Source organism: Paenibacillus cineris (assembly GCF_018333335.1).
Lineage (GTDB): Bacteria > Bacillota > Bacilli > Paenibacillales > Paenibacillaceae > Paenibacillus_AQ > Paenibacillus_AQ favisporus.
The window spans coordinates 54,656-75,009 of the sequence record NZ_BORU01000002.1; the positions used below are offsets into that span (position 1 = coordinate 54,656).

19 protein-coding genes and 1 other RNA gene are annotated in these 20,354 nt (G+C 46.4%); 13 read left to right on the plus strand and 7 right to left on the minus strand.

Features of this window, described 5'->3' with window-relative positions:
• Nucleotides 1–113: 113 nt before the first annotated feature.
• Nucleotides 114–596, plus strand: a complete 483-nt coding sequence (gene smpB / locus KI379_RS21175; protein ID WP_076173150.1) for an SsrA-binding protein SmpB — start codon at nucleotides 114–116, stop codon at nucleotides 594–596.
• Nucleotides 597–829: 233 nt separating this feature from the next.
• Nucleotides 830–1,196: a transfer-messenger RNA gene (gene ssrA / locus KI379_RS21180) on the plus strand.
• Between the two features lie 155 nt (nucleotides 1,197–1,351).
• Here the strand turns inward: ssrA and KI379_RS21185 are convergent.
• Entirely contained in the window at nucleotides 1,352–2,269 is a 918-nt protein-coding gene (locus KI379_RS21185; protein ID WP_212984833.1) for a restriction endonuclease, read from the minus strand.
• A 233-nt stretch (nucleotides 2,270–2,502) separates the two neighbouring features.
• Here KI379_RS21185 and KI379_RS21190 point away from each other — a divergent pair, with 233 nt between their 5' ends.
• The 7 genes from KI379_RS21190 (at nucleotide 2,503) to KI379_RS21220 (ending at nucleotide 9,265) form a co-directional block, all read left to right on the plus strand.
• Entirely contained in the window at nucleotides 2,503–4,461 is a 1,959-nt protein-coding gene (locus tag KI379_RS21190) for a KAP family P-loop NTPase fold protein (RefSeq protein WP_212984834.1), read from the plus strand.
• A 6-nt stretch (nucleotides 4,462–4,467) separates the two neighbouring features.
• On the plus strand, nucleotides 4,468–5,193 hold the full coding sequence (locus KI379_RS21195) for a hypothetical protein (protein WP_212984835.1): 726 nt from the start codon (nucleotides 4,468–4,470) through the stop codon (nucleotides 5,191–5,193).
• A 2-nt stretch (nucleotides 5,194–5,195) separates the two neighbouring features.
• The gene (gene qatC / locus KI379_RS21200) at nucleotides 5,196–6,539 is read left to right on the plus strand and encodes a Qat anti-phage system QueC-like protein QatC (protein WP_212984836.1); all 1,344 of its coding nucleotides are present in this window, start codon (nucleotides 5,196–5,198) and stop codon (nucleotides 6,537–6,539) included.
• Between the two features lie 14 nt (nucleotides 6,540–6,553).
• Entirely contained in the window at nucleotides 6,554–7,303 is a 750-nt protein-coding gene (qatD, locus tag KI379_RS21205; protein WP_212984837.1) for a Qat anti-phage system TatD family nuclease QatD, read from the plus strand.
• A gap of 36 nt (nucleotides 7,304–7,339) precedes the next feature.
• Complete coding sequence (locus KI379_RS21210) at nucleotides 7,340–7,981, plus strand: hypothetical protein (RefSeq protein WP_212984838.1); 642 nt, start codon at nucleotides 7,340–7,342, stop codon at nucleotides 7,979–7,981.
• Nucleotides 7,982–8,772: 791 nt separating this feature from the next.
• On the plus strand, nucleotides 8,773–8,973 hold the full coding sequence (locus tag KI379_RS21215; RefSeq protein WP_076173149.1) for a cold-shock protein: 201 nt from the start codon (nucleotides 8,773–8,775) through the stop codon (nucleotides 8,971–8,973).
• 28 nt (nucleotides 8,974–9,001) lie between these two features.
• A complete protein-coding gene (locus KI379_RS21220; RefSeq protein WP_373309600.1) occupies nucleotides 9,002–9,265 on the plus strand; it encodes a cold-shock protein in 264 nt (87 codons plus the stop codon).
• Between the two features lie 154 nt (nucleotides 9,266–9,419).
• On the opposite strand, the gene KI379_RS21225 is transcribed toward KI379_RS21220, so the two are convergent.
• Nucleotides 9,420–10,163 (minus strand): NADPH-dependent oxidoreductase, encoded by a 744-nt coding sequence (locus KI379_RS21225; protein WP_212984839.1) that lies wholly within the window; start codon nucleotides 10,161–10,163, stop codon nucleotides 9,420–9,422.
• A gap of 169 nt (nucleotides 10,164–10,332) precedes the next feature.
• Here KI379_RS21225 and KI379_RS21230 point away from each other — a divergent pair, with 169 nt between their 5' ends.
• A complete protein-coding gene (locus tag KI379_RS21230; protein WP_212984840.1) occupies nucleotides 10,333–10,821 on the plus strand; it encodes a MarR family transcriptional regulator in 489 nt (162 codons plus the stop codon).
• 178 nt (nucleotides 10,822–10,999) lie between these two features.
• Here the strand turns inward: KI379_RS21230 and KI379_RS21235 are convergent, their stop codons facing one another.
• The gene (locus KI379_RS21235; protein ID WP_244879418.1) at nucleotides 11,000–11,767 is read right to left on the minus strand and encodes an AraC family transcriptional regulator; all 768 of its coding nucleotides are present in this window, start codon (nucleotides 11,765–11,767) and stop codon (nucleotides 11,000–11,002) included.
• Nucleotides 11,768–12,190: 423 nt separating this feature from the next.
• On the opposite strand from KI379_RS21235, the gene KI379_RS21240 reads away from it, so the two are divergent.
• On the plus strand, nucleotides 12,191–14,374 hold the full coding sequence (locus KI379_RS21240) for an alpha-galactosidase (protein ID WP_212984841.1): 2,184 nt from the start codon (nucleotides 12,191–12,193) through the stop codon (nucleotides 14,372–14,374).
• A gap of 253 nt (nucleotides 14,375–14,627) precedes the next feature.
• Here KI379_RS21240 and KI379_RS34125 read toward each other — a convergent pair whose 3' ends face one another.
• Both KI379_RS34125 and KI379_RS21245 read right to left on the minus strand, forming a co-directional pair.
• The gene (locus KI379_RS34125; protein WP_244879394.1) at nucleotides 14,628–14,864 is read right to left on the minus strand and encodes a hypothetical protein; all 237 of its coding nucleotides are present in this window, start codon (nucleotides 14,862–14,864) and stop codon (nucleotides 14,628–14,630) included.
• Nucleotides 14,865–15,228: 364 nt separating this feature from the next.
• The gene (locus tag KI379_RS21245) at nucleotides 15,229–15,348 is read right to left on the minus strand and encodes a YjcZ family sporulation protein (RefSeq protein WP_208629353.1); all 120 of its coding nucleotides are present in this window, start codon (nucleotides 15,346–15,348) and stop codon (nucleotides 15,229–15,231) included.
• A 450-nt stretch (nucleotides 15,349–15,798) separates the two neighbouring features.
• On the opposite strand from KI379_RS21245, the gene KI379_RS21250 reads away from it, so the two are divergent.
• Complete coding sequence (locus tag KI379_RS21250; protein WP_212984842.1) at nucleotides 15,799–16,689, plus strand: cation diffusion facilitator family transporter; 891 nt, start codon at nucleotides 15,799–15,801, stop codon at nucleotides 16,687–16,689.
• 22 nt (nucleotides 16,690–16,711) lie between these two features.
• On the opposite strand, the gene KI379_RS21255 is transcribed toward KI379_RS21250, so the two are convergent.
• The gene (locus KI379_RS21255) at nucleotides 16,712–17,557 is read right to left on the minus strand and encodes a WYL domain-containing protein (RefSeq protein WP_212984843.1); all 846 of its coding nucleotides are present in this window, start codon (nucleotides 17,555–17,557) and stop codon (nucleotides 16,712–16,714) included.
• Nucleotides 17,544–18,851: a helix-turn-helix transcriptional regulator gene (locus tag KI379_RS21260; protein ID WP_212984844.1), complete on the minus strand. Its 1,308-nt coding sequence runs from the start codon at nucleotides 18,849–18,851 to the stop codon at nucleotides 17,544–17,546. The genes KI379_RS21255 and KI379_RS21260 overlap by 14 nt, the downstream gene beginning before the upstream one ends.
• A 232-nt stretch (nucleotides 18,852–19,083) precedes the next feature.
• On the opposite strand from KI379_RS21260, the gene KI379_RS21265 reads away from it, so the two are divergent.
• Nucleotides 19,084–20,349: a class I SAM-dependent methyltransferase gene (locus tag KI379_RS21265; protein WP_212984845.1), complete on the plus strand. Its 1,266-nt coding sequence runs from the start codon at nucleotides 19,084–19,086 to the stop codon at nucleotides 20,347–20,349.
• Nucleotides 20,350–20,354 lie beyond the last annotated feature (5 nt).

Consider the following 20,354-nt stretch of genomic DNA (forward strand, 5'->3'; position numbering starts at 1 on the left):
CCGGCCGGGTTTGCGGCCTCTAGACGCTCTCGTTAGGGCGCTTGAGCTGCTTCCCCTTGTGCTGTATACTGGAAGTCCATTGCTGTTATAGCAAGTGTGGGAGGAGTGATAGCATGGGTGGTAAGAAGAGTGACGGGAAGGTCCTGGCCCAGAACAAAAAAGCTTCCCATGATTACTTCATCGAGGATACGTACGAAGCCGGCATGGTGCTGACCGGGACCGAGATCAAGTCGATCCGGAACGGACGGGCCAATATCGGGGATGCGTTTGCAACGATCCGCAATGGGGAAATTCATATTCATAACATGCATATCAGCCCGTTTGAACAGGGCAACCGCTATAATCCGACCGATCCGACGCGGACCCGCAAGCTGCTGATGCACAAGGAACAGATCCACAAGCTGCTGGGACAGACCAAGCAGGAAGGTTATACGATCGTTCCGCTTAAGGTGTATATCCGCAACGGCTATGCGAAGCTGCTGCTCGGCCTTGGCCGCGGTAAGAAGCAGTACGACAAGCGTGAATCGGCCGCCAAACGCGACGCGCAGCGTGACATTCAGCGGGCACTCCGCGAGAAGCAGAAGATCGCGCGTTAATTTGGGGTTATGTGAAGAGACAGGCAAGTTTCACCTGCGTTTCCTTCAACCTCTGTGTCATTTTGGTCGGAATGTGTGATATACTATGTATGTAAGAGGTTATGGATTGACCGGCCTTTTACGTGACAAATGCTTCTGATCATCCTTTCTTCATGGAGGGGAAGGATGCTGGATAGATTGCTTCTTATGCTTCAACGGTTCTAATCTAATCCAATAGAAGCCCTTTTTAATAAGGGGGCGTTCTTGGATTCGACGGGGATAGTTCGAGCATGAGTAGCGGGTAGTGGGGACGCGTCCACTTCATCAACGCTAAAGCCAATAATAACTGGCAAACAACAAACTTCTTACGCTGTAGCAGCTTAATAACCTGCACACGTGCTCTCGCTCTGCATCGCCCATGTGCCGGGATGAGGGCTCAACTTTAGTGGGATACGCTGTCTAGTCTCCGCCTGGGGCTAGCTGAAGAAGACAAACAGGCTGACCCTATCGGAATCCGGTGACGGGGAGCCTGATAGGGTGACATCAAAACTGTCACTACACCCGTAGAAGCTTATGTGGCGTTATCTTCGGACAGGGGTTCGACTCCCCTCGCCTCCATACGAAATATCAGCGACGGACACCGTTTTGGTGTCCGTTTTTGCTTGCACTCTGGGCGAAATGGTGTCTCAGCGTAAAAATAGAGCAAATATCTGTAATATATTAGGAGGATTCCATGCCTCGTCCCACTGTAAGGCCATGGCATCGTCTTTAGTTTTCTATTCAATCTTGCTCCTTAAACTCAGTGGATCAACATAAATTAATCCTTTTGTTTGAGCAGCTCTAATTTTTGAATCCAGCATTTCAAAAAAGGATATGTTTCCGGAGAATACTACAGAGAGGTCCCCACCATCAATCAGGATTGTTTTAATTGATTTCCCAGCAATTAAGGCCTTTACAGCATCCCGAGAATAGCCGTTTACTGAAATGAATAATCCTCGACCATACATTTTTCCTTCGACCTTATATGCAAAATGATATAGAGCATCGCTCGCAGTTAAACTATCATGCCACTTTGCTTCAACTAAGTAATTCTCCCCATCAAATTTCAATGACCCATCTAACTGTTCCCCGTTTATCTTAAAAGGCTCTGAAAAAGGCAAATTTGAGAAATCAGATAGCTTCTTTATAAGAGTTTCTAGCTGGTAACCCCTACTTTGATTTGAAGAACACCCTCGGTATAAATTAATAAATTCTACCTCCAAATCGACTAATGAGATTTTAGGAGCTACCGCGGCTCTCCTTTCATCAGCTAGCTTCTTTAATTCTTTAGTTTTTGCATCACGTATCTCTTGAACTTGTTTCAAGTGATTTATGCAACGTTTCGCCTCTGCCTCATCTAAACGGTTTAGCTGTTTAAAATAATATGGATCAAAATGACCCCAGTTAATAATGGAAGCTAGCATTGCTCTAAATTGCCCAATTCCTTTATCGTCACGTGCATTTAATTGGCCGAAAACTTCATCAATAATGGCAGCTCGATTCTTATTTTCTAGTCCCTGGCTTAAGACAGTTTTTAAGTCACGATTCGTACAACCATTATTTTTAAAAAAATCGATGATCTGCTCTTTTGGCCAAAAAATAGCCAATATACAGGTCCGCATCGCATCAGTAATATCTTTAGGAAAGGTCTGCATTGTTATCACTCTTTTTCAGCAAATTCATTACATTCTCTTCCAATATTATCACAGAGACATGCCTGGTTGAAGTAGGATTATTGTGATGAAATGCACCTGTGAAGTATAGGTCCTTAGAACCGATTTAAATGGATGTACTAGTTGGAATTGGCAGGAAAAAAGAGGGAATATGTCGAATTATTGAGATGTCCTGGAGTACGTTTAATATTAATTAATAAAAGAGGTGTACTGCAATGTGGGCGGATAATGAAACTTCGCAAGACTTGCTGGGTTTTAAAGTACATGCTGACTTAATAAGATCAGTTGTTACCAATCCCAAGCTACTACCTGTTACATTAGGGGTTTTTGGGGATTGGGGTAGTGGAAAAACAAGTATTATGAAAATGTTAGAGCACGATTTAGATTCAGAAAATTATCCTCCGAATTCACCCGAAAAAGAGAAATATGAAAAAATCGCAGTTTTATATTTCAATGGTTGGCTTTTTGAAGGATATGACGATGCGAAATCTGCGCTGCTAAGCTCAATATTATTACAGCTTGGGGAACACAAGAGGTTCGGACCTAAAGTTAAAGAAAAAGTCGCTGGGCTATTAAAGTCTGTTAATTGGATGCGTGTAGCAAAATTCGGTGTAAAAGAGATCGGTATACCTACTCTGGCAGCATATATAACGGGCGGTGCAAGTATTGTACCGAGCTTAGTGGGCTCTGGCAAAAAAATATTGGGTTCAATACTGCCTAAAAAAGATGAAGAAGAGGAAGGGGGTGAAGGTGAATCAAAATCTGAAATCAATTGGGAGGAAATGATTAAGGAAGATAAGAGCGAAGCAAGTGCCATGGATGTGCGAACATTTCGTCAGGACTTTGAAAAGCTGCTTAAAGATACAAATATTGAATCCTTAGTCGTACTAATCGATGATTTAGACAGGTGTTCAAACGAACGCATAATAGAAAATTTAGAAGCGATTAAGCTGTTTTTAAATGTTGAGAGAACTGCATTTATAATAGGAGCTGATCCTCGGATAGTGCGTCATGCAATTGAGGTTAGGTATGCTCAAATGAAATTCAAGGATGAGCGAGACCCTGCTGAGGCATCAGAGAGGCTTGTAACCGATTACTTAGAGAAGTTGATACAAATTCCATATAGATTGCCTAAGCTGTCACCGGCAGAGGTGGAAAGCTATATGGCACTGTTGTTCTGTGCTAGGGACATTGAAGATGATATCTTACTTGGAAAGGTTCACAAGGCTTGCGAAGATCAAAGGTGTGCAAATCGTTATTCCGTATTCGGTTACGCTGCTGTGAAAGAAGCATTTGGAGAGGCTGAACTTCCAACAGCGCTAAGTGAGAGTTTAATTTTCAGTTCAAGCATTGCCCCACTTATTACTGAAGGACTTAAGGGAAATCCAAGGCAAGTTAAGCGATTTTTAAATGCCTATTTTCTGAGAAAGGAATTGGCAAAAGTTGCAGGATTGCAAAATATCCGGGATGACGTTCTGGTAAAATTGATGGTTCTTGAATATGGACACTCTAAGCAATTTATGGATTTATTCGAATGGCAGGCTAAACAAGAAGGAAGGTCTAGCGAATTAAAGCAGCTTGAAGCGGTTTTGGCACCACCTGATGGTAATGTCGATAACGAAGAAGAGGCCAAAAAAATTGATTCACAATGGTCTTCTTCTTTTATGCGCCGCTGGATCGCAATGGAACCGCTATTGAGTGAAATAGATTTAAGGGATTATTTCTGGGTAGCTAGAGATAAGTTGAGTTCAACTTTATCCGGGGTATCTATGATTCCGCCACTTGTAAGGACGATACTTGACGATATTCTTTCTTCTAACGCAGGAAAGATGAGGCCTGCGGTTGAGTCCGCATTAAAGTTAAACGCAGATGACCGTATTTTATTGTTAAATCTGATTGAAAAGCATATTCAGCGTAATCCAGATCAAAAAGTTGGTTATGACGCATTGAGGGGGCTTATTGAAAAGGATGTTGTAGAAAGTATTGAAAGTCTTACTCGCACATTATTTAATGTTCCTGCTGGTGCTATTCCACCGGCGGTTGGTAATGATTTGACCGCCTTAAATAGAAGTAAACCTATGCTGAAAGAGTATTTTGAACCTGTTATGAATCACTTGAGATCGACCGAAACACGAATTGGTCGAGCTTTAAGACCTATTGAAGGAAAGAGGTAATCTTAAATGGGTACATCTAAAGGTTATGATGCCCCTTCAACCCCTCAGTGGGGAGATTTGAAGGGGAAAGTCTCGAGGTTGGCTAAAGAAGGCCGTCCAGGTTTAGATAACTCCAAGCAATTAGTAGGACAGTTTATTCGTGCTCATGGCGGCTCGCAAGGTGTGACAAGAAACGGTGGCATGGGTGCTAAAAGCGCACAGGCCGTCGCGAGAAATTTGGGTTCTTTTCTTTCATTAGTTAACCGTGTTGGTCTCGACGAAGCACTGAAACAAACAGGACTAGAGCATTTAAAAGGTAAGACCACATCTGATATTATACTTTCACTTATTGACTATTTCGGAGAAGATGCAAGTACGATTGATCAAGTGGATGCTAGAAATGCCCTTTCCCAACTTATGGATGAGTTGTTCAGTGAGTCTGAGGGGATTGATGGTATTGGTCAGATATTAGAGGCATCTGCTCAACCTGACAACCTTACCGAGATGTTGGAAAGATTTTTTGGGTACTATGTGTATCAACAATTTTGTCGATCCTTTTACGAAAGATTGGCTTCTAAAGTTGGTAATGCTCAAGCTGATGCCTTTCTCAATGATATATTGGATTATATTAATTCCGAAATAACAGTCTTAGCCCTTGATAGAGATATTACACAGGTCGACTGGAATGGGCATGAAGGCGAGGCAATTTGTGTTCAAGTGTTAGAAAAAACACTAGATGTATTCGGAGGTTAGCTATGATAAATGTAATGGTAAGCGCGGCGGAGAAAACTAGACTCGAACTGGCGAAAGTATGCATTCATAATACCGATACTGAAGAAACCTGTAATCTCGATTTTGATTTGAAGACAGTATACCAAAGATGTGGAATCCCAAATTCCACCGTTTTGGACTTCTTGTTTATGGCCTCTGTGTTTTATGCTACAGACAAATTTGTTAGAAGAAAAACAACAGAGGATAAATGGACCCGTGATATTAAGCTTAGAATTCCTGTATATGAGCTGACGAAGTGGAAAATGACAAAGGAGAATCTGGAGAAGTGCATGTCATTTTTGACCGGAGACGTTTGGGATATTGAGTTTTATCTTAATACCTCTCCTTTACATAGACCAACTGAAAGAAGACGTCCGCCAAGGCGAGTCTTGCCACACGTGCAAGCAGACATGGTTTGCTTATTCTCAGGTGGATTAGATTCATTAGTTGGTGCTATTGATTGGTTGGAGAGCAACCCAGAGAAAAATATTTTGTTAGTAGGGCATTATGATGGTCAAGTAAGTGGACCAAAGACGGATCAGAGCAATCTTTTAAATCATTTAGTGCCACAGTACTCTAATAGGATAGATTCATTACAAATTAGGGCCGGCCAGCATCCGTCAGGTAAGGAGACAACTTTCAGAAGTCGTTCCATATTGTTTCTTGCAATCGGTATCTATGCAGCCGCGAGTATTGGTGAGGATATTCCATTGATGATACCGGAGAATGGAACAATCGCTTTAAACATACCACTTACACCATCTCGAAGAGGAACTTGCAGCACCAGAACTGCTCATCCGAATTATTTACGAATGCTGGGTAATGTTCTTCAAAGCGTCGGGATATCTAATCCAATATTAAATCCATTAGGTGAGAAAACAAAAGGAGAGGCAATTAGCCAATGCAAAAACCAACAAATACTACGAAATGCGATTCCTGATTCAGTCTCATGTGGAAAAAGCGGTCACAAGTCCAGCTGGATTAGAAGAGATGCAAAAGGTTGTGGGAGATGCGTTCCATGTATTTTTAGAAGAGCATCATTGCATGTAATCAATGCTGATTCTGAAAATTATGGGGTAGATATTTGTAGTGATGAAATCGATTTGACTGGCAACAAAACTTCTACTTATGATTTTAGGGCTGTGTTGGCGTTTCTTGGGCATAACTATAATGTTGAGGAAATAAAAAGGTTATTGCTTTCAAGTGGCGTGGCTTTCGAAGAAATTGATAAATATTCGAGCCTTGTAGTTCGAGCGATGGCAGAGGTAAAGGAACTTATTAATGACAAAGGAACAAGGGATATCAAACGATTAATCGGTCTTGCTTAAGGATGTGAAATAAAATGATTGATGCTCATTGCCACATAGATTTGTACAAAAATCCCTATGTGGTAGCGATTGAAAATGAAAAAAAAGGTATCTCAACAATCGCGGTTACAAATTTACCGAGTCACTATGAATTGGGGTATTCCCATTTAAAGGATTTTAAATATATTCGATTGGCTCTAGGCTTACACCCACTCTATGCAAATATACATACGCCTACTGAAATGAAACGATTCATTGATCTTGCGAAACAGACATCATACATCGGCGAGATAGGACTAGACTTTTCACGAGAAGGCATTGCTACTAAAACAAAGCAAATCCAAAGTTTCCGTCACGTGTTGGCTCATATCAGTGATCGCCCTCGATTTATTACGCTGCATTCAAGAAGGGCAGAACCTACTGTTCTGGAAATGTTAGAAGAGTTTTCAGTAAAGGGAGCCGTTTTTCATTGGTATAGCGGTTCATTGTCCTTTCTTAAAGAAATTGTTGCAGCAGGTCATTACTTCTCAGTTAATCCCGCAATGCTCCAATCGTCAAACGGATGTAAAATCATCGCAAAGATTCCTCGAAACCGAGTATTAACGGAAACAGATGGGCCTTTTGTCAAAATTGAAAACAAGATTGTTACGTCCCAAGATATATCGCTTGTTCAGAAATACTTGAGCTCGCTTTGGAGTTGCTCATATGAAGATGTTGAACGACAAATAAAAGAGAACTTTAACCAGACTTTGCTTCCGATCAAACAGTGCAGTAATGGGGGTTGATGCACTGTAAATAATGGAAGGGAAACAAAAAATGAGGTGTTTGAGGTGCTTCCGTGCAGATCACCAGAGGTTAGAGAGAAGTTGGTTCAGGAATATGATATAAAACCCATTGCTCATGTTCGTTTGTTAAACGGGCAAGAACGTAGAAGTTGTACTAAAGACTTACTTACTGACAGCTATTATTGCTTTTCTTATCGAGCGAAAAATGGTAATGTTACCGGAACTTTTTTATGCGGTACTTATGCAGCAAATCATTTTCTTGAATTGATTCATCATCCTAAATTAACACTTTTTGACCCATTAGCATCTGAAACCCCTGGAACGGGAACAAGCAGCGCAAATGGAAATACAGTTCTCGATGAAACATGGCATCCGGCTGCAAAGCAACTGTTTAATGCAATTAACTTGCTAATCATATGTTGGGGAATTGCTCCTGGAAGTGCATTGCAAGAAATCAAGAACGACCTTGAGAAATATAAAAGTCGCGAACCACTCCCCAGACAAATTAAAGCGATCAATACGATTATTTCAAGGGATAGGGGAGGCCGAACGCTTCAACAAATGCTTGATGAGTTGCGGAATAAAAATAACAAGATTCGAAAGTTTCGCTTTGATTTATTAAATGAGGCTTTAATCAAGAATAAAATTGAAAAATCTTTTTTTGGGGAAGCACTGTGAACAAATTGGTCGTGGTGTTTGATTGATTGTACTGGTTACGCTGGCTCAACGACTAAAAAGTCAGGTTCATTGAAATAGGTATAGACTGGCATAAATATAAAACCAGAGGCAGCCTTGACCAGTAAATAAAGGTCTAGACTGCCGTTTTTTTTCTAATCGATATACTTACATTCCGGTAGGAAAATTCTTAGTGAGTGCTATTTCATTAAACGAGCCGTTTATCTTTTGAACGCCTCTTCAAGACGTCCTTCAAGCCAACGGATCAGTACCGACAATATCAATTAGAAAAACTCTTGGGAAATTCTCATGTAGCCTTTAAACAAGAATTAATGAATCCATTATCATGAGCAGAATAAAAATTTGTGGAAAAGAAGGTGTGAGGCACTTTCGGCAATCGATTGGTTTAATAAAAAACTTCCGGCAAGAATCTGCTTTAATATAGTTTATTATAACTACGAAAACACTGTCCGATCAGCAGTCTTTTAAGCAAATATTTGGTTTAAACTCCGGCAAACTTTTGGTTTAAACGATACATTCCTCTATTTATTACGATGGCTACGCAATGTCTCTTGATCGATTATCTTTCTCCACTAGGGGCAATGATTTGGAAGTAAAAGCAAAAAATACTTGTTATTCAACTCCAGTTGTGTTATAGTTAATTTATTGGAATTTCGACCTGAGATCACATATTGTAGAGGGTTAGATTTTGATGATGTAACCTTGTACAATATGTGATTTTTTTTGGAAACTCGAAGATCATGTAAAAAATAGAATTATGGAGGTAATGAACTATGCAACAAGGAACAGTAAAATGGTTTAATGCAGACAAAGGTTTTGGTTTTATCGAGGTTGAAGGCGGAGACGACGTATTTGTACACTTCAGTGCAATCGTGAGCGACGGCTTCAAATCGTTGGATGAAGGTCAAAAAGTTGAATTTAATGTAGTACAAGGCAACCGTGGCCCACAGGCCGAGAATGTTGTAAAACTGTAAGTTTGTAATTAGAAAGGTCCCGCACATCGTGTCGGGGCCTTTTTTACTTAGGACTCCAGGGGAGAAAGAGGGATGCTGCTTGTACTATTCACGGAAAAGACTGATGATCGATCTTCCTGAGGAAATGACAACGATATGGTCGTGCACCAATGAAAAGTGCAACGGATGGATGAGGGATAACTTTGTTTTTCTGATCCAACCGATTTGTGGCCAATGCAATTCCTTCATGGAGAAAAGTGAGAAGATGCTGCCTATTTTAGCCAATACAAGCCCAAATCAGACAAAGCATTAAATAAAGCGGGACCCGCAATTCATCACGTTGGTCACCATCTATACGCGGAAAAAAGATGGCGCTATGTTCCGACAGGGGCTCGGCTCCCCCTCGTCGATCACGTAAATGAAATCCACAACCTCATGGGGTTGTGGATTTTGCATTTCAGACGAGCCTATTTCAAATCAAACCCTTTGCTCTTCACATACTCCGTATACCCGCCCAGCGGCAAATCCCGATCCAGCTTTGAGATGAATTTCCCCGACCAGCTGGCCTTCTGCTTGTTGTTGGTTCGAGCGCCATAATATTCTCCTATTTCCCGGTCATACGCTTCGACCTGTGCTTTAAGAGCACGATCATACTGGTTTTCAAAAAATACGGCGGACCGTGGCAAGCGCGGCTTTTGTTCTGGGAATTCATCGGGGACGCCTACCGCAAGACCGACCAAAGGAATGACAAAGTCCGGAAGGTCCAGCCATTCGTCCAGCTCAGGCAGAGCACTGTTAATCCCGCCGATAATAACGGCCCCGAGACCCATTGATTGAGCGGCCAAGTTGGCGTTTTGCAGAGCAAGCGCGGCACTTAGCACACTGGTTTGGTAAAAATAGGAGTAGTTCAGATTGCGGCTCATTTTGTCCTGGTAGTCCGGGCCGGCAGCCAGCATCATGCGGTGAAAATCGGCGCAAAAGATAAAAAAGTACCCGCATTCATCAATCCATGGATTTTCCGAATGCAACGCGATTTTCTTGCGCAATTCCCGATCCGTGACGCCGATGATCGAGAACGGCTGCATGTGCGCCGAGGATGGCGCCATTTGTGCCGCGTCGACGATAGCTTCGATTTGCTCGCCGGTTAACGGCGTTTTTGTAAACTTGCGGATGGAGCGATGCTGGTGGATCAATTGAATGACCTCATTCATAAAAATTCCCTCCGAATCAATGTAATGTGATTTCTGCAGAAGCTGCATGAAGACCACGTTCCAATTAAATGGTTTCCATGGAAACCACAATAACAAGGAAATGATACTTTGTCAAATGGTTTCTGTGGAAACCATGATATAATGAAAAGAAAAAAGGTAGGCTTGCCTTATGCCTGATATGAATGATGATTTGCTTCAGCTCAAAAACCGCATCGAAAAATCCATATACCAGATCCTCGTCAGCGAAGCCGAAGATGACAGCGACCGGCTCTGGCTCATGGAGCGCATTTCCGACGACCGGCTGAAAAAGCTGCTGCCCCGTCTATCCGTCTCAAGCCTGCACGTTCTGGACGTCATCTATGCGCATGACAGCATTAAAGGGATCGATATCGCCCGCGAGATGGGTTTAACAAAAGGCGCCGTCTCCAAAATCACCCGCAAATTGCTGGAGCAGGACCTGATACGAAAAAACCAGCTGCCGGACAACCTGAAAGAAATTTATTACTCTGTGACACCGCTTGGCGCCGAACTGGCTGAGCTGCACCGGGTTTTTCACAAGGAGAAGGATCATAAAGCGATGGAACTGTTGGCTAGTTTCGACGAGGCATCGCTGGAAATCGTGGCAGACTTTCTGGAGAAGCTGGCCCGTCTGCGGTAGATTGAGCCCTACAGATCTATCGGTAAGAAATTGGTAAGAAATCGGTAAGAAAATTGGAAATCGCCGTCAGTGACGGCGATTTTGGACATATTTTTTGAAATGGGTTGGGACTCCCCTCAAACGTACGCCTTGAGAACGAACACCTTTTTTCAATCCACGTTCTCCTATGGGATCCACCTTAGTTTGGACCAAAAGCCTCGCTCCGATAATGTTTCGGCGAGGCCCCCTTCACCTTTTTGAACATTTTGGAGAAGAGCAGCGGGTCGGTATAGCCGACCGAGCGGGCGATATCGCCGATTGAAAGTTCTGTGTTTCCCAGCATTTTAGCCGCCATATCCATTCTGTAGCGGATCAGGTAATCCTGAATGCTTATGTTCATTTGCTGTTTGAATAACGAGCATAAATAGCTTCGATTAAGCCCAATCAAATGCGCGATGTCCTCGATAGTTATTTTTTGAGAAAAGTTCATTTCGATAAAATCGATCACTTGCTCCACGTAAACCTCAGCCCGGCTGTCCCTTTGAACGGTAGGCTCTTCCGGACCGGATTCCACTAGCAGAGATAACATCAAATACAGCAGCCCCGTTAGTCTGGTTTCCCGGGCTTTATGGCTTTGTCTTGACTGGGCCATCAACTGCAAATACTGATGGATCCTATCATCTCGATCATAATGCAGAATTGGAGATGAAGGGGTTAGCCCTGCTTGCATAAGGAGGGGTTCAGCCAGCGTGCCGTTAAAACCAACCCAGCCGTATGACCAAGGGTTAACTTCGTCGGCTTGATAATAGGTGACGACATGGGGACAAATTAGAAACCCCTGTCCTTTGCGAAGGTGGTGCCTCACTCCCCCTACCTCAAAAATCCCCTCCCCTTTGAATATATAATGGAGCAAATAGTGAGTTCTTACGGCGGGCCCAAAATAATGACCGGATATACAATCCTCCATGCCAAACTGCGTCAGATGCAGCTCCGTGTGCTGTTTACTTCGCGGCAGATACTCTAACACAAGCAAACCCCATCCCCTTAAAAATAGAATAGCTATATAGAATGAACTAAAGAAATAATTGTTATTGGCCTCTATTAAACTTGTTCAATATACCTAGCATAATAACATAACTAGTGAGCACCATGCCATGTACGACCTATCGTATGATCATATATGATTTTTGTATATAAGCCTGTATTTCTGGGATCGTAGATCAATCCTAAACCCATGTTTCAAAGATAGGTTAAATACAAAGATGCCGGAGCATTGCCCCGGATGGCGGAGATGTAATGGTTCATAGATACGGATGTGGCACAAGCCATTTTCTAGACCATGCTACGATGCATGAAGTACCGATGGGCAGGAAAGAGGGGATGTTTACCAATGAGCGTAATCGTTCAAGAGCAAGCAGGGTTGTTTCATCTGCAGTCGACCGGCATGAGCTATTTGATTCAGATCGTGGACGGTTATCCTGTACATGGATATTGGGGAGAGAGACTGAAGCATCGGGAAACGATGGGCGATCTCCTGATACACACTCCCGCGAGGGCCGGGCTTGACCGGCTGCCGCAGGAATACCCGCAGTACGGCAGCGGAGACTTCCGGAATCCGGCGTACCAGGCCGAACTGGAGGATGGGACGAGGATTACGGAGCTCAAGTACGACGGTTACCGGATCCTAAAGGGAAAGCCGCCATTAAGCGGACTTCCGGCCGTTTATACGGAGGACGAGTCCGAAGCAGAGACGCTCGAGCTGGTATTAAAAGATGCCTACTCGGGACTTAAGGTTGTCCTGCTTTATTCCATCTTCACGGCTCGCAATGTGATCATTCGGTCAGCTCGTTTGATCAACGAAGGGGACAAGAAGCTTCGGCTTCGCCGTGCCCTTAGTGCCAGCGTCGATTTCTCCGGTCATAGCGATTTGGAGATGGTGTACCTTTCCGGGGCGTGGGCCCGGGAAGGAAATATGAAGCGAAGACCGCTTGAACAAGGCGAAACCCGGATCGACAGCAAAAGGGGCATGAGCAGCCACCAGTTTAACCCTTTTGCCGCTCTGGTCACACCGGAAACGACGGAACGACATGGGGAAGCTTTTGGCTTTAGCCTGGTATACAGCGGCGGTTTTGAAGCAGGGGCGGAGGTAGATTCCTTCGGCTCCACAAGGTTTAGCATTGGCGTGAACTCTTTTGATTTCGCGTGGCAGATGAATCCGGGGGAGAGCTTTCAAACGCCGGAAGCGGTCATGGTGTACTCCGCGCAAGGATTGGGAGAGATGTCGCGGACGTATCACCGCCTGTACCGGACCCGGCTGTGCCGGGGGAAATACCGGGACGAAGAACGGCCGATTCTGGTCAATAACTGGGAGGCCACGTATTTCGATTTCAATGCGGACAAGCTGGTTTCGATTGCGGAAGAGGGGGCCAAGCTGGGCATTGAGCTGTTTGTCTTGGATGACGGCTGGTTTGGCAAACGGGATGCGGACAATTCGTCGCTTGGGGATTGGTACGAGGACCGCCGGAAGCTGCCGGACGGACTGGCGGATGTCGCAGAGCGCATCAACCGGCTGGGCCTGAAATTCGGGCTGTGGTTCGAACCCGAGATGATTTCGCCGGACAGTGAGCTGTACCGGAAGCATCCGGACTGGTGCCTTCACGTCGCGGGGCGTAGACGCAGCGAAGCAAGGTGGCAGCTGGTGCTGGACTACACGCGTCAGGAAGTGCGAGATTACATCTATGACTCGCTCTCTGCGATTTTTTCCACCGTGCCGGTTGCTTACGTGAAATGGGACATGAACCGCGCTTTGACGGAAATCGGATCAGCCGCCCTGCCGCCGGAGCGCCAAGCTGAGACTGCTCACCGCTATGTTCTTGGGTTGTACGAGCTGCTTGAGCGCATCACCACCGATTTTCCGCATATTTTGTTCGAGAGCTGCTCCAGCGGCGGTGGACGCTTTGATCCCGGCATGCTGTATTACATGCCCCAAACCTGGACCAGCGATAATACCGATGCGGTGGAACGGCTGAAGATTCAGTATGGGACCAGCCTCGTCTACCCCGTAAGTGCCATCGGAGCGCATGTGTCGGCGGTTCCGAACCATCAGGTCGGGCGGATCACACCGCTTGATTTTCGCGGCAATGTCGCCATGTCGGGAAATTTCGGGTATGAGCTGGATCTCACCAAATTTACCGATGACGAAAAGGAGACGGTCAAACGCCAAGTCGCCGCCTACAAGCAGATCCGCGGTTTGGTGCAGCAAGGCGACTTGTACCGTCTGAAAAGTCCGTTCGAGGGGAACGAGTCGGCGTGGATGTTCGTTTCGGAGGATCAAAGGGCTGCCTTGGTCTACGCTTTTCAAGTGATGGCCGTGCCGAACGCACCTCAGCGGACCTTGCGCTTGGACGGACTTGACCCAGAACTGGAATACGAAGTGGAGCCCGGAACCGGCGGGGAGATTTCGATCTTTGGGGGAGACCGGCTGATGCAGCTCGGTTTGCCCCTTGCCTACGAGCATAAAGATTATCAAAGCCGATGGTTTAGACTGCGGGCCCTCAAGCCCGGCAAGGTGTAACGATTGATCTGAGCCCGAAAGAGCATCCATGGATGGAGTTTAAGCACCTTTTTTAAGCGAAAAGGGGGCTTTTTGAGCGCAGTTTTGGATTCTTCTTAGCAATGTATCAACAAGAAATGTACTCACAGTTAATTAAAGATCTTCTTCCCGAAGAAATGAAATAGTTGAACGAAAAATAGACTGCGAAGTAAGCAGTCTATTTTTTTTGTTTATTCTCGTGAATATGGTGAGAGATTTTTTATCGCTTAGGGATTTAGATTAAAGTAATCGCGAGCAGCGTGAACAGGCTTAACGTCAAAATGGAGTTACGAGCCCTGAATCCGAAGGGTTGGAAAGCGGAGGTCGTTACAGGTCCATCTCTTCGGTCTGTCTCCAAGTACACATGATCACGATCCACTTTTACGATTCTTCCTTCGTGCACATAACCGTCTCTTGTTATAATGCGGACTCTCTGGCTCATGAATCGCGTGCAGCTATAATAGGCATCCATCTCATCATTCCTTTCTTTGACAAAGCATCATATGAACGCGTTGGACAAGGGGTCACGGCAGTTATACCAATGAATGAGGCCGATTCCGCTAGTTTACGATATTTTGAGAAACGAACGTTAAAGTGCACCTTTAAACCTTTAAAAAAGATTCAGAAATAAATGAAACCCTGCAGCACAAAGCTGTCAGGGTTTAAAAATGTTATTTGTTCAGAAAAAGAAAGATCTAATGCTTTCAGATCACAACGGCGCGTCCATCTATGTTGTAATTATATTACAAAAATTAATTTGCACCTGTAATACAAAAAAACAAAAAAACCCTGCCAGCAGGTAGCCAGCAGGGTTTTCGTCAATCCTGATATTTGGTTTACCAACAAAATGCTGCCAAAATAATTACCAACAGAATGAACAACACAAGGATAGCACCAACATTGTTGTGCAAGCCGTAACCGTACCCTGCGCCAACTCCTCCTACAACTCCACTCATCCCTTACTACCTCCTTGAGTTTAAAGTACAATGTATCTTATGATTTAATCTGGATTGGGTATGGGCAAAGCGGTAAATAGATAATCATATCTTATGGATAATGAACATTTGGGGAAGGGCAAACCTCTCAAGGGCAAACACTCATTTTTAAGTTTCGGACTATAAATTTAGAATGAATCAAAAAAACGACCCTGCCAGCTAATAGCCAACAGGGAAGAGGCGAGCTTACCGATGCCCGAGGTCGTCAACCAAATTTCAGATAAGTCTCCTTGATAGGAGGCTTTTTTTGTTCTGTAAAAATATTTTTCACCCGTACAACTCTTTATGCCAAGTCATACTTTTTAGGGACACACAAAAACTGTTTCTCTGGACCCACACGGTATTTGTACGCTACTATTAAAACCTATCGTTTCACCACTGATGCTACTGAATGTGTAAGGAGTTAAAAACGTGAACCATGAAGACAGACAATCGACATTTGCCATTTGGCTCAGCTTCATAAGTAATATCGTGTTAACCGCTATTAAACTCGGTGTTGGATTCTTATCCAATAGTCCGGTACTCATTGCAGATGGCGTCCACAATGCAGGAGACGTCGTCGCCACAGGCGCAGCCCTCAGCTCCATGCGGATTTCTAAGCAGCCTCCGGACGAGGACCATCCCTATGGTCACGGGAAAGCAGAGGTGCTGGGGGCAGGGGTCGTGGCCATCATTTTAGCGCTGGCCGCTCTATATATGGCCTATCACTCCGTCATGGTGCTGTTCGAACCCCCGCACAAAACGACCGTCGTCGCGCTGGCAGCAGCGGCTTTTTCTTTGATTTTGAAGCAAATTCTCTATGTTTATACCATGGCTATCGGAAAACGTCATCGCAGCAGCGGGCTCATTGCCACAGCTTATGATCATCTTGCAGATGTCTATGCTTCCATTGCCGCGGTCATCGGCATCGCATTGGGCATGCTCGGCGATCATTACGATATCGCGATTCTCTCCTATGGCGATCCTATTGCCGGAATCGTCGTCGCTTATTTGGTGTTAAAGCTGGCGATTCATATGGGAAAATCCTCGGTTGATGTTTTGATGGAAAAAAACGTGGACTTGGAGAAAATGAACGAGCTTATGGAGTTAGTCAAAACGGTTCCGGAAGTAAAGCGTCTGGATCGCCTGCGTGCGAGGGACCACGGCCATTATATTATTGTTGATATTCGAGTCGGGGTGGCGGCTGAGCTCAGTGTTCAGGAAGGGCATGATATTTCCCGAAATATTAAACAAACGATTATGAAGCATTGCTCCGATGTCGGAGAGGTTATGGTTCATTTAAATCCATGGTATGAAGAGTAGTCCGCAAATAGCTAAACCCCGCTCATTGAGCGGGGTTTAGCGCATCCTCATCCCTATCCGTAACTTCCTCCACCACACCGTACCGTTCCAGCGCCTTCACCGAAGCCTCCAGCATGCGTCTCTTCACATACTCTCCTTCAAGCACCCGCACCCGTTTGCCCAGGAAGCGCAGCTTGGACAGCAGAAATTCCCTCTCATCGCCCATAACGCATACCTTGACCGTATAGGTATCGGTTTGCACGTCATACTGCACTTCTTTGTCAAAGCAGCACAGCGCATACAGAATGCGCGACATCTCCTGGTTATACTGCGGGATGATCTGGACGAGCACCTCGGCTTTGCGGTTCTCCAGCGTCTCGCTAATCCGCGTCAAAATATCGCTCACCCGCTCAAGCGGCAGCTCCTGCTCGGTGACAGAGAGAATGTTATCCAGCTTCGTGCTCATGAAGGCGCGATTGCGGATATGGTGCCACAGCAGATACCATTCCCGCTTCACCATGGAATACTCCAGCCGGTAGGGCACGCCCAGTTGGTTGGAGTAGACCTGCCCGCTTTTCAGGGCGTGGGTGACGCGGATCCCGCTCCGGTTCATGATCAGGCGGCGCAGCGGGCGCAGGAGGGAGTGGTATACCTGCTTTTCCCGGCTCCGCGCTTTCTCGATCAGGTGAGCGCCGGTGTCCATCGCTTCATCTTCGGCCAGCAGAGCCGCCAGCTTCGCCAGCGTTTCCGGCGTAAATGCTTCGGAAGCGGCGGGGTGCTCCAGCACGGTTTTCAGCCAAGCGCGTTCGTGGGCGGTGACCATGAAGGTGCCGGAATCGTCGAGGCGCGAGATGATCTGGTAGTTAAATATCTTTTCAAACAGATTCATAATAGGCGCGTATCTCCTTCCATTCCGCGATCATTTCGCGGCGCAGCCGGATCGGCTCAAGCACCTCGCAGCTGGAACCAAAGCTCCGCAGCCACGGCTTGATTTCCGTCGTGCCGTTTACAGTGATCTCGTAGATGAAGGCTTCGTCGTCTTCATCTACGATTTGCCCCCACTGACCCTGCAGCAGCACCCGCTCTTTGATGAAATTCGGTCCGTCGCCGGGATTGTAAAATTTAGCCCGGACCGTAACCGGTGCGCCGGTGTCGATCAGCCAACTGTAGCGCAGCTTCTCCAGCAGTTCCTGCTGCCTCTCCGCAAACCAGACGGGATCCGCCTCTTCTGCCTCCTCAAACTGCGTGATGCCTTCCATCCGGTATTTCCGGATGCCTTCCCGGCCATAGGATAACAGATACCAGCGGCCGTACTGATGGTCGTACACGACCTTTAGCGGCAGCGTCTGTTCCAGCTTGCCCTGCGTTTTCCGTTCAAACAGCGGGTTGGTGTTCTGGGAGGCGTAGCTTTTTTCCGCTTTGGGCGAGAAGTACAGGAACCGGACCTTCCGGTGCTTGCGGATCGCATCCAGAATGGAGAACAAATGGGCTTCGTCCAAAATCCGCGAGTGGTAGTGATATTTATATAAAAAGGGCTCGACCGCATGCTTCTCCGCATGGCTTCGCATCAGCTGCTTCTTCAGTCCGTCCCGCAACAGGTAGCCCTGAACGGAAGGAATTTGGGTGCCCGCCATGACGTCCACAAAATCGTACAAATCCAGCAGCTCATCTTCGGTCAGCTCCTGAACGAGCTCTCCGCGAATGGCGTACCGGTAAGGGCGCGCTCCGCCTATTTTGCGGATCACTCCTACCTCTTCCAGGTACTTCAGGTCCTTGCGGATCGTCTTCTCATCCGGGAGCGGGAGATGGGCGGCCATCGCGTTCGTGCAGCAGTCCAGCAGCTCCAGCGCCGTAAGGGACTGCGTGCCAAGCGCCCCAAGCAGCAGGGACAGCCGCTCACTTTCTGACTCTTTCAGCGACTTGGCACGGAACAGGAGCAGCAGCATCGGGTCGGCCGAATCGTAGTAGTTGTAACGCAGCCCTTCGCTGAACTCCTTGCCCTGTTCCTCCGGCAGCTGCTGGTACGTGGCCTGGACAATTTCCTTGAGGCGGCGGATCGTCTTATCGAAGGTGTTCACGGAAATCCCCAGCCGCTTGGCAAACTGCTGCCGGTTATACGCCCCGCTCGTCAGCACCAGCAAGCGCAAAAACTGGATTTCTTTATCAAAGCTCTCTTTGGCCATCTGGCGGTTCTCCTTTTCCGTATCGATCTCATTCTATTGTAGCAGGCGAACCGGGTGGTTAACACGTGAACCTTACCATGAGCGTGCCGTGATCGTGTGAGCGGAAATACGAATGACGCCTGTTTCAGCAGATTTCTATGCCGGGTCGTAATACTTGCGCCATGTTCGTGCGTACGAAAATAAGCGATGATGACAGCAAGGAATTGAAACCCGCAAGCAAGGAGAGTGCAGTATGGCGATCGTGCAAATCAAGTCCACGAACCCGCAATTTTCATTTTTGATCAAAAAGAACCCGCATTCCGGCATGATTCTCCGCAGCATCCGCAAAGGCATGGCCTACGGCTGGTATTCGGATGAGCAGACGTTCAACGTCTATTTCAAAGACGCCGATAATGAAATTTCCTATAAGCAGCATGCCGACGAGCAGTTCGAATATTTGAACGTGTCGCGTTACAACACGCCGTTATTTCCGCTCAACGCGATCAGCGAGTTTTTCGCTCACCCGCTCAAGCACCATGACGAACGTGATACGGAGGGGCATGAGCATACGTTGATGATCGGCATGATTCATATCGAGCTCACGCGCTACATCGATTTTTTTGAAAAGCATCTCAAAGACTTCACGTTTCAGATTACGCATCAGGCGCATAAGAGCTACTCACTCACGGTGACGACGCAGCGCAGCCTTTATGAGCTCCTTCACGCCGTGAGCGTGCTGTGCCTGTTCCTGTCCATGTTCGGCAACGAATACATCGACATTTCCGAGCATGTGCTGGACAAATACATCCGAAGCATCAACGTGATCGACGCGCCGTTTTACATCCGCAGCCTGTTCGTCCGCAATTTCCTGGCTTCCCGGGAGCGGTATAACAAGTACAAGGCAGAGCTTGAAGCGTCGACCCGTTATCGAATCCAATTTGCTTACGGGGGTACGGCGCTGCAGCGCCGAAATTACATCGGTAGCGTGCTGCCTTTCGATAAGTCCATTCTTGACGTCGGGTGCGGTGAAGGCTTTTATGCGCTGCCGTTTGCCGGCAAAATCGAAGGAAGCTACTACGCGGTCGATATCGACGAAGAGAGCCTGGCGGCCCTGACCCGCAAAGCGGAGTCCCGGCAAATCGATAACATTGCGCCCTTCCACTCGATGGACCATTTTCTCGAGGATTACAACGGCGAACGGGTCGACGTGATCCTGACGGAAGTGATCGAGCATATGAGCAGGGAGGATGCGGCGCAGCTGATCCGGCAGATCGTGGCCGGGGTCGATTTTGATCATTTGGTGATCACGACGCCGAATGCGGACTTTAACCGTTATTACGAGCTGTCCGGCTTCCGCCATGACGACCATAAGTGGGAGATGGGGCAGAAGGAGTTCCAGACGTGGATGCTGGATGTGATTCAGGGGCTCGGGCTGTCGCATGAATTCGCGGCGATCGGGGATGAGGTCGACCAGATCCGGACGACGCAGGGCGTTATTTTGAAGAAAGAGGGGGCTTAAAGCTC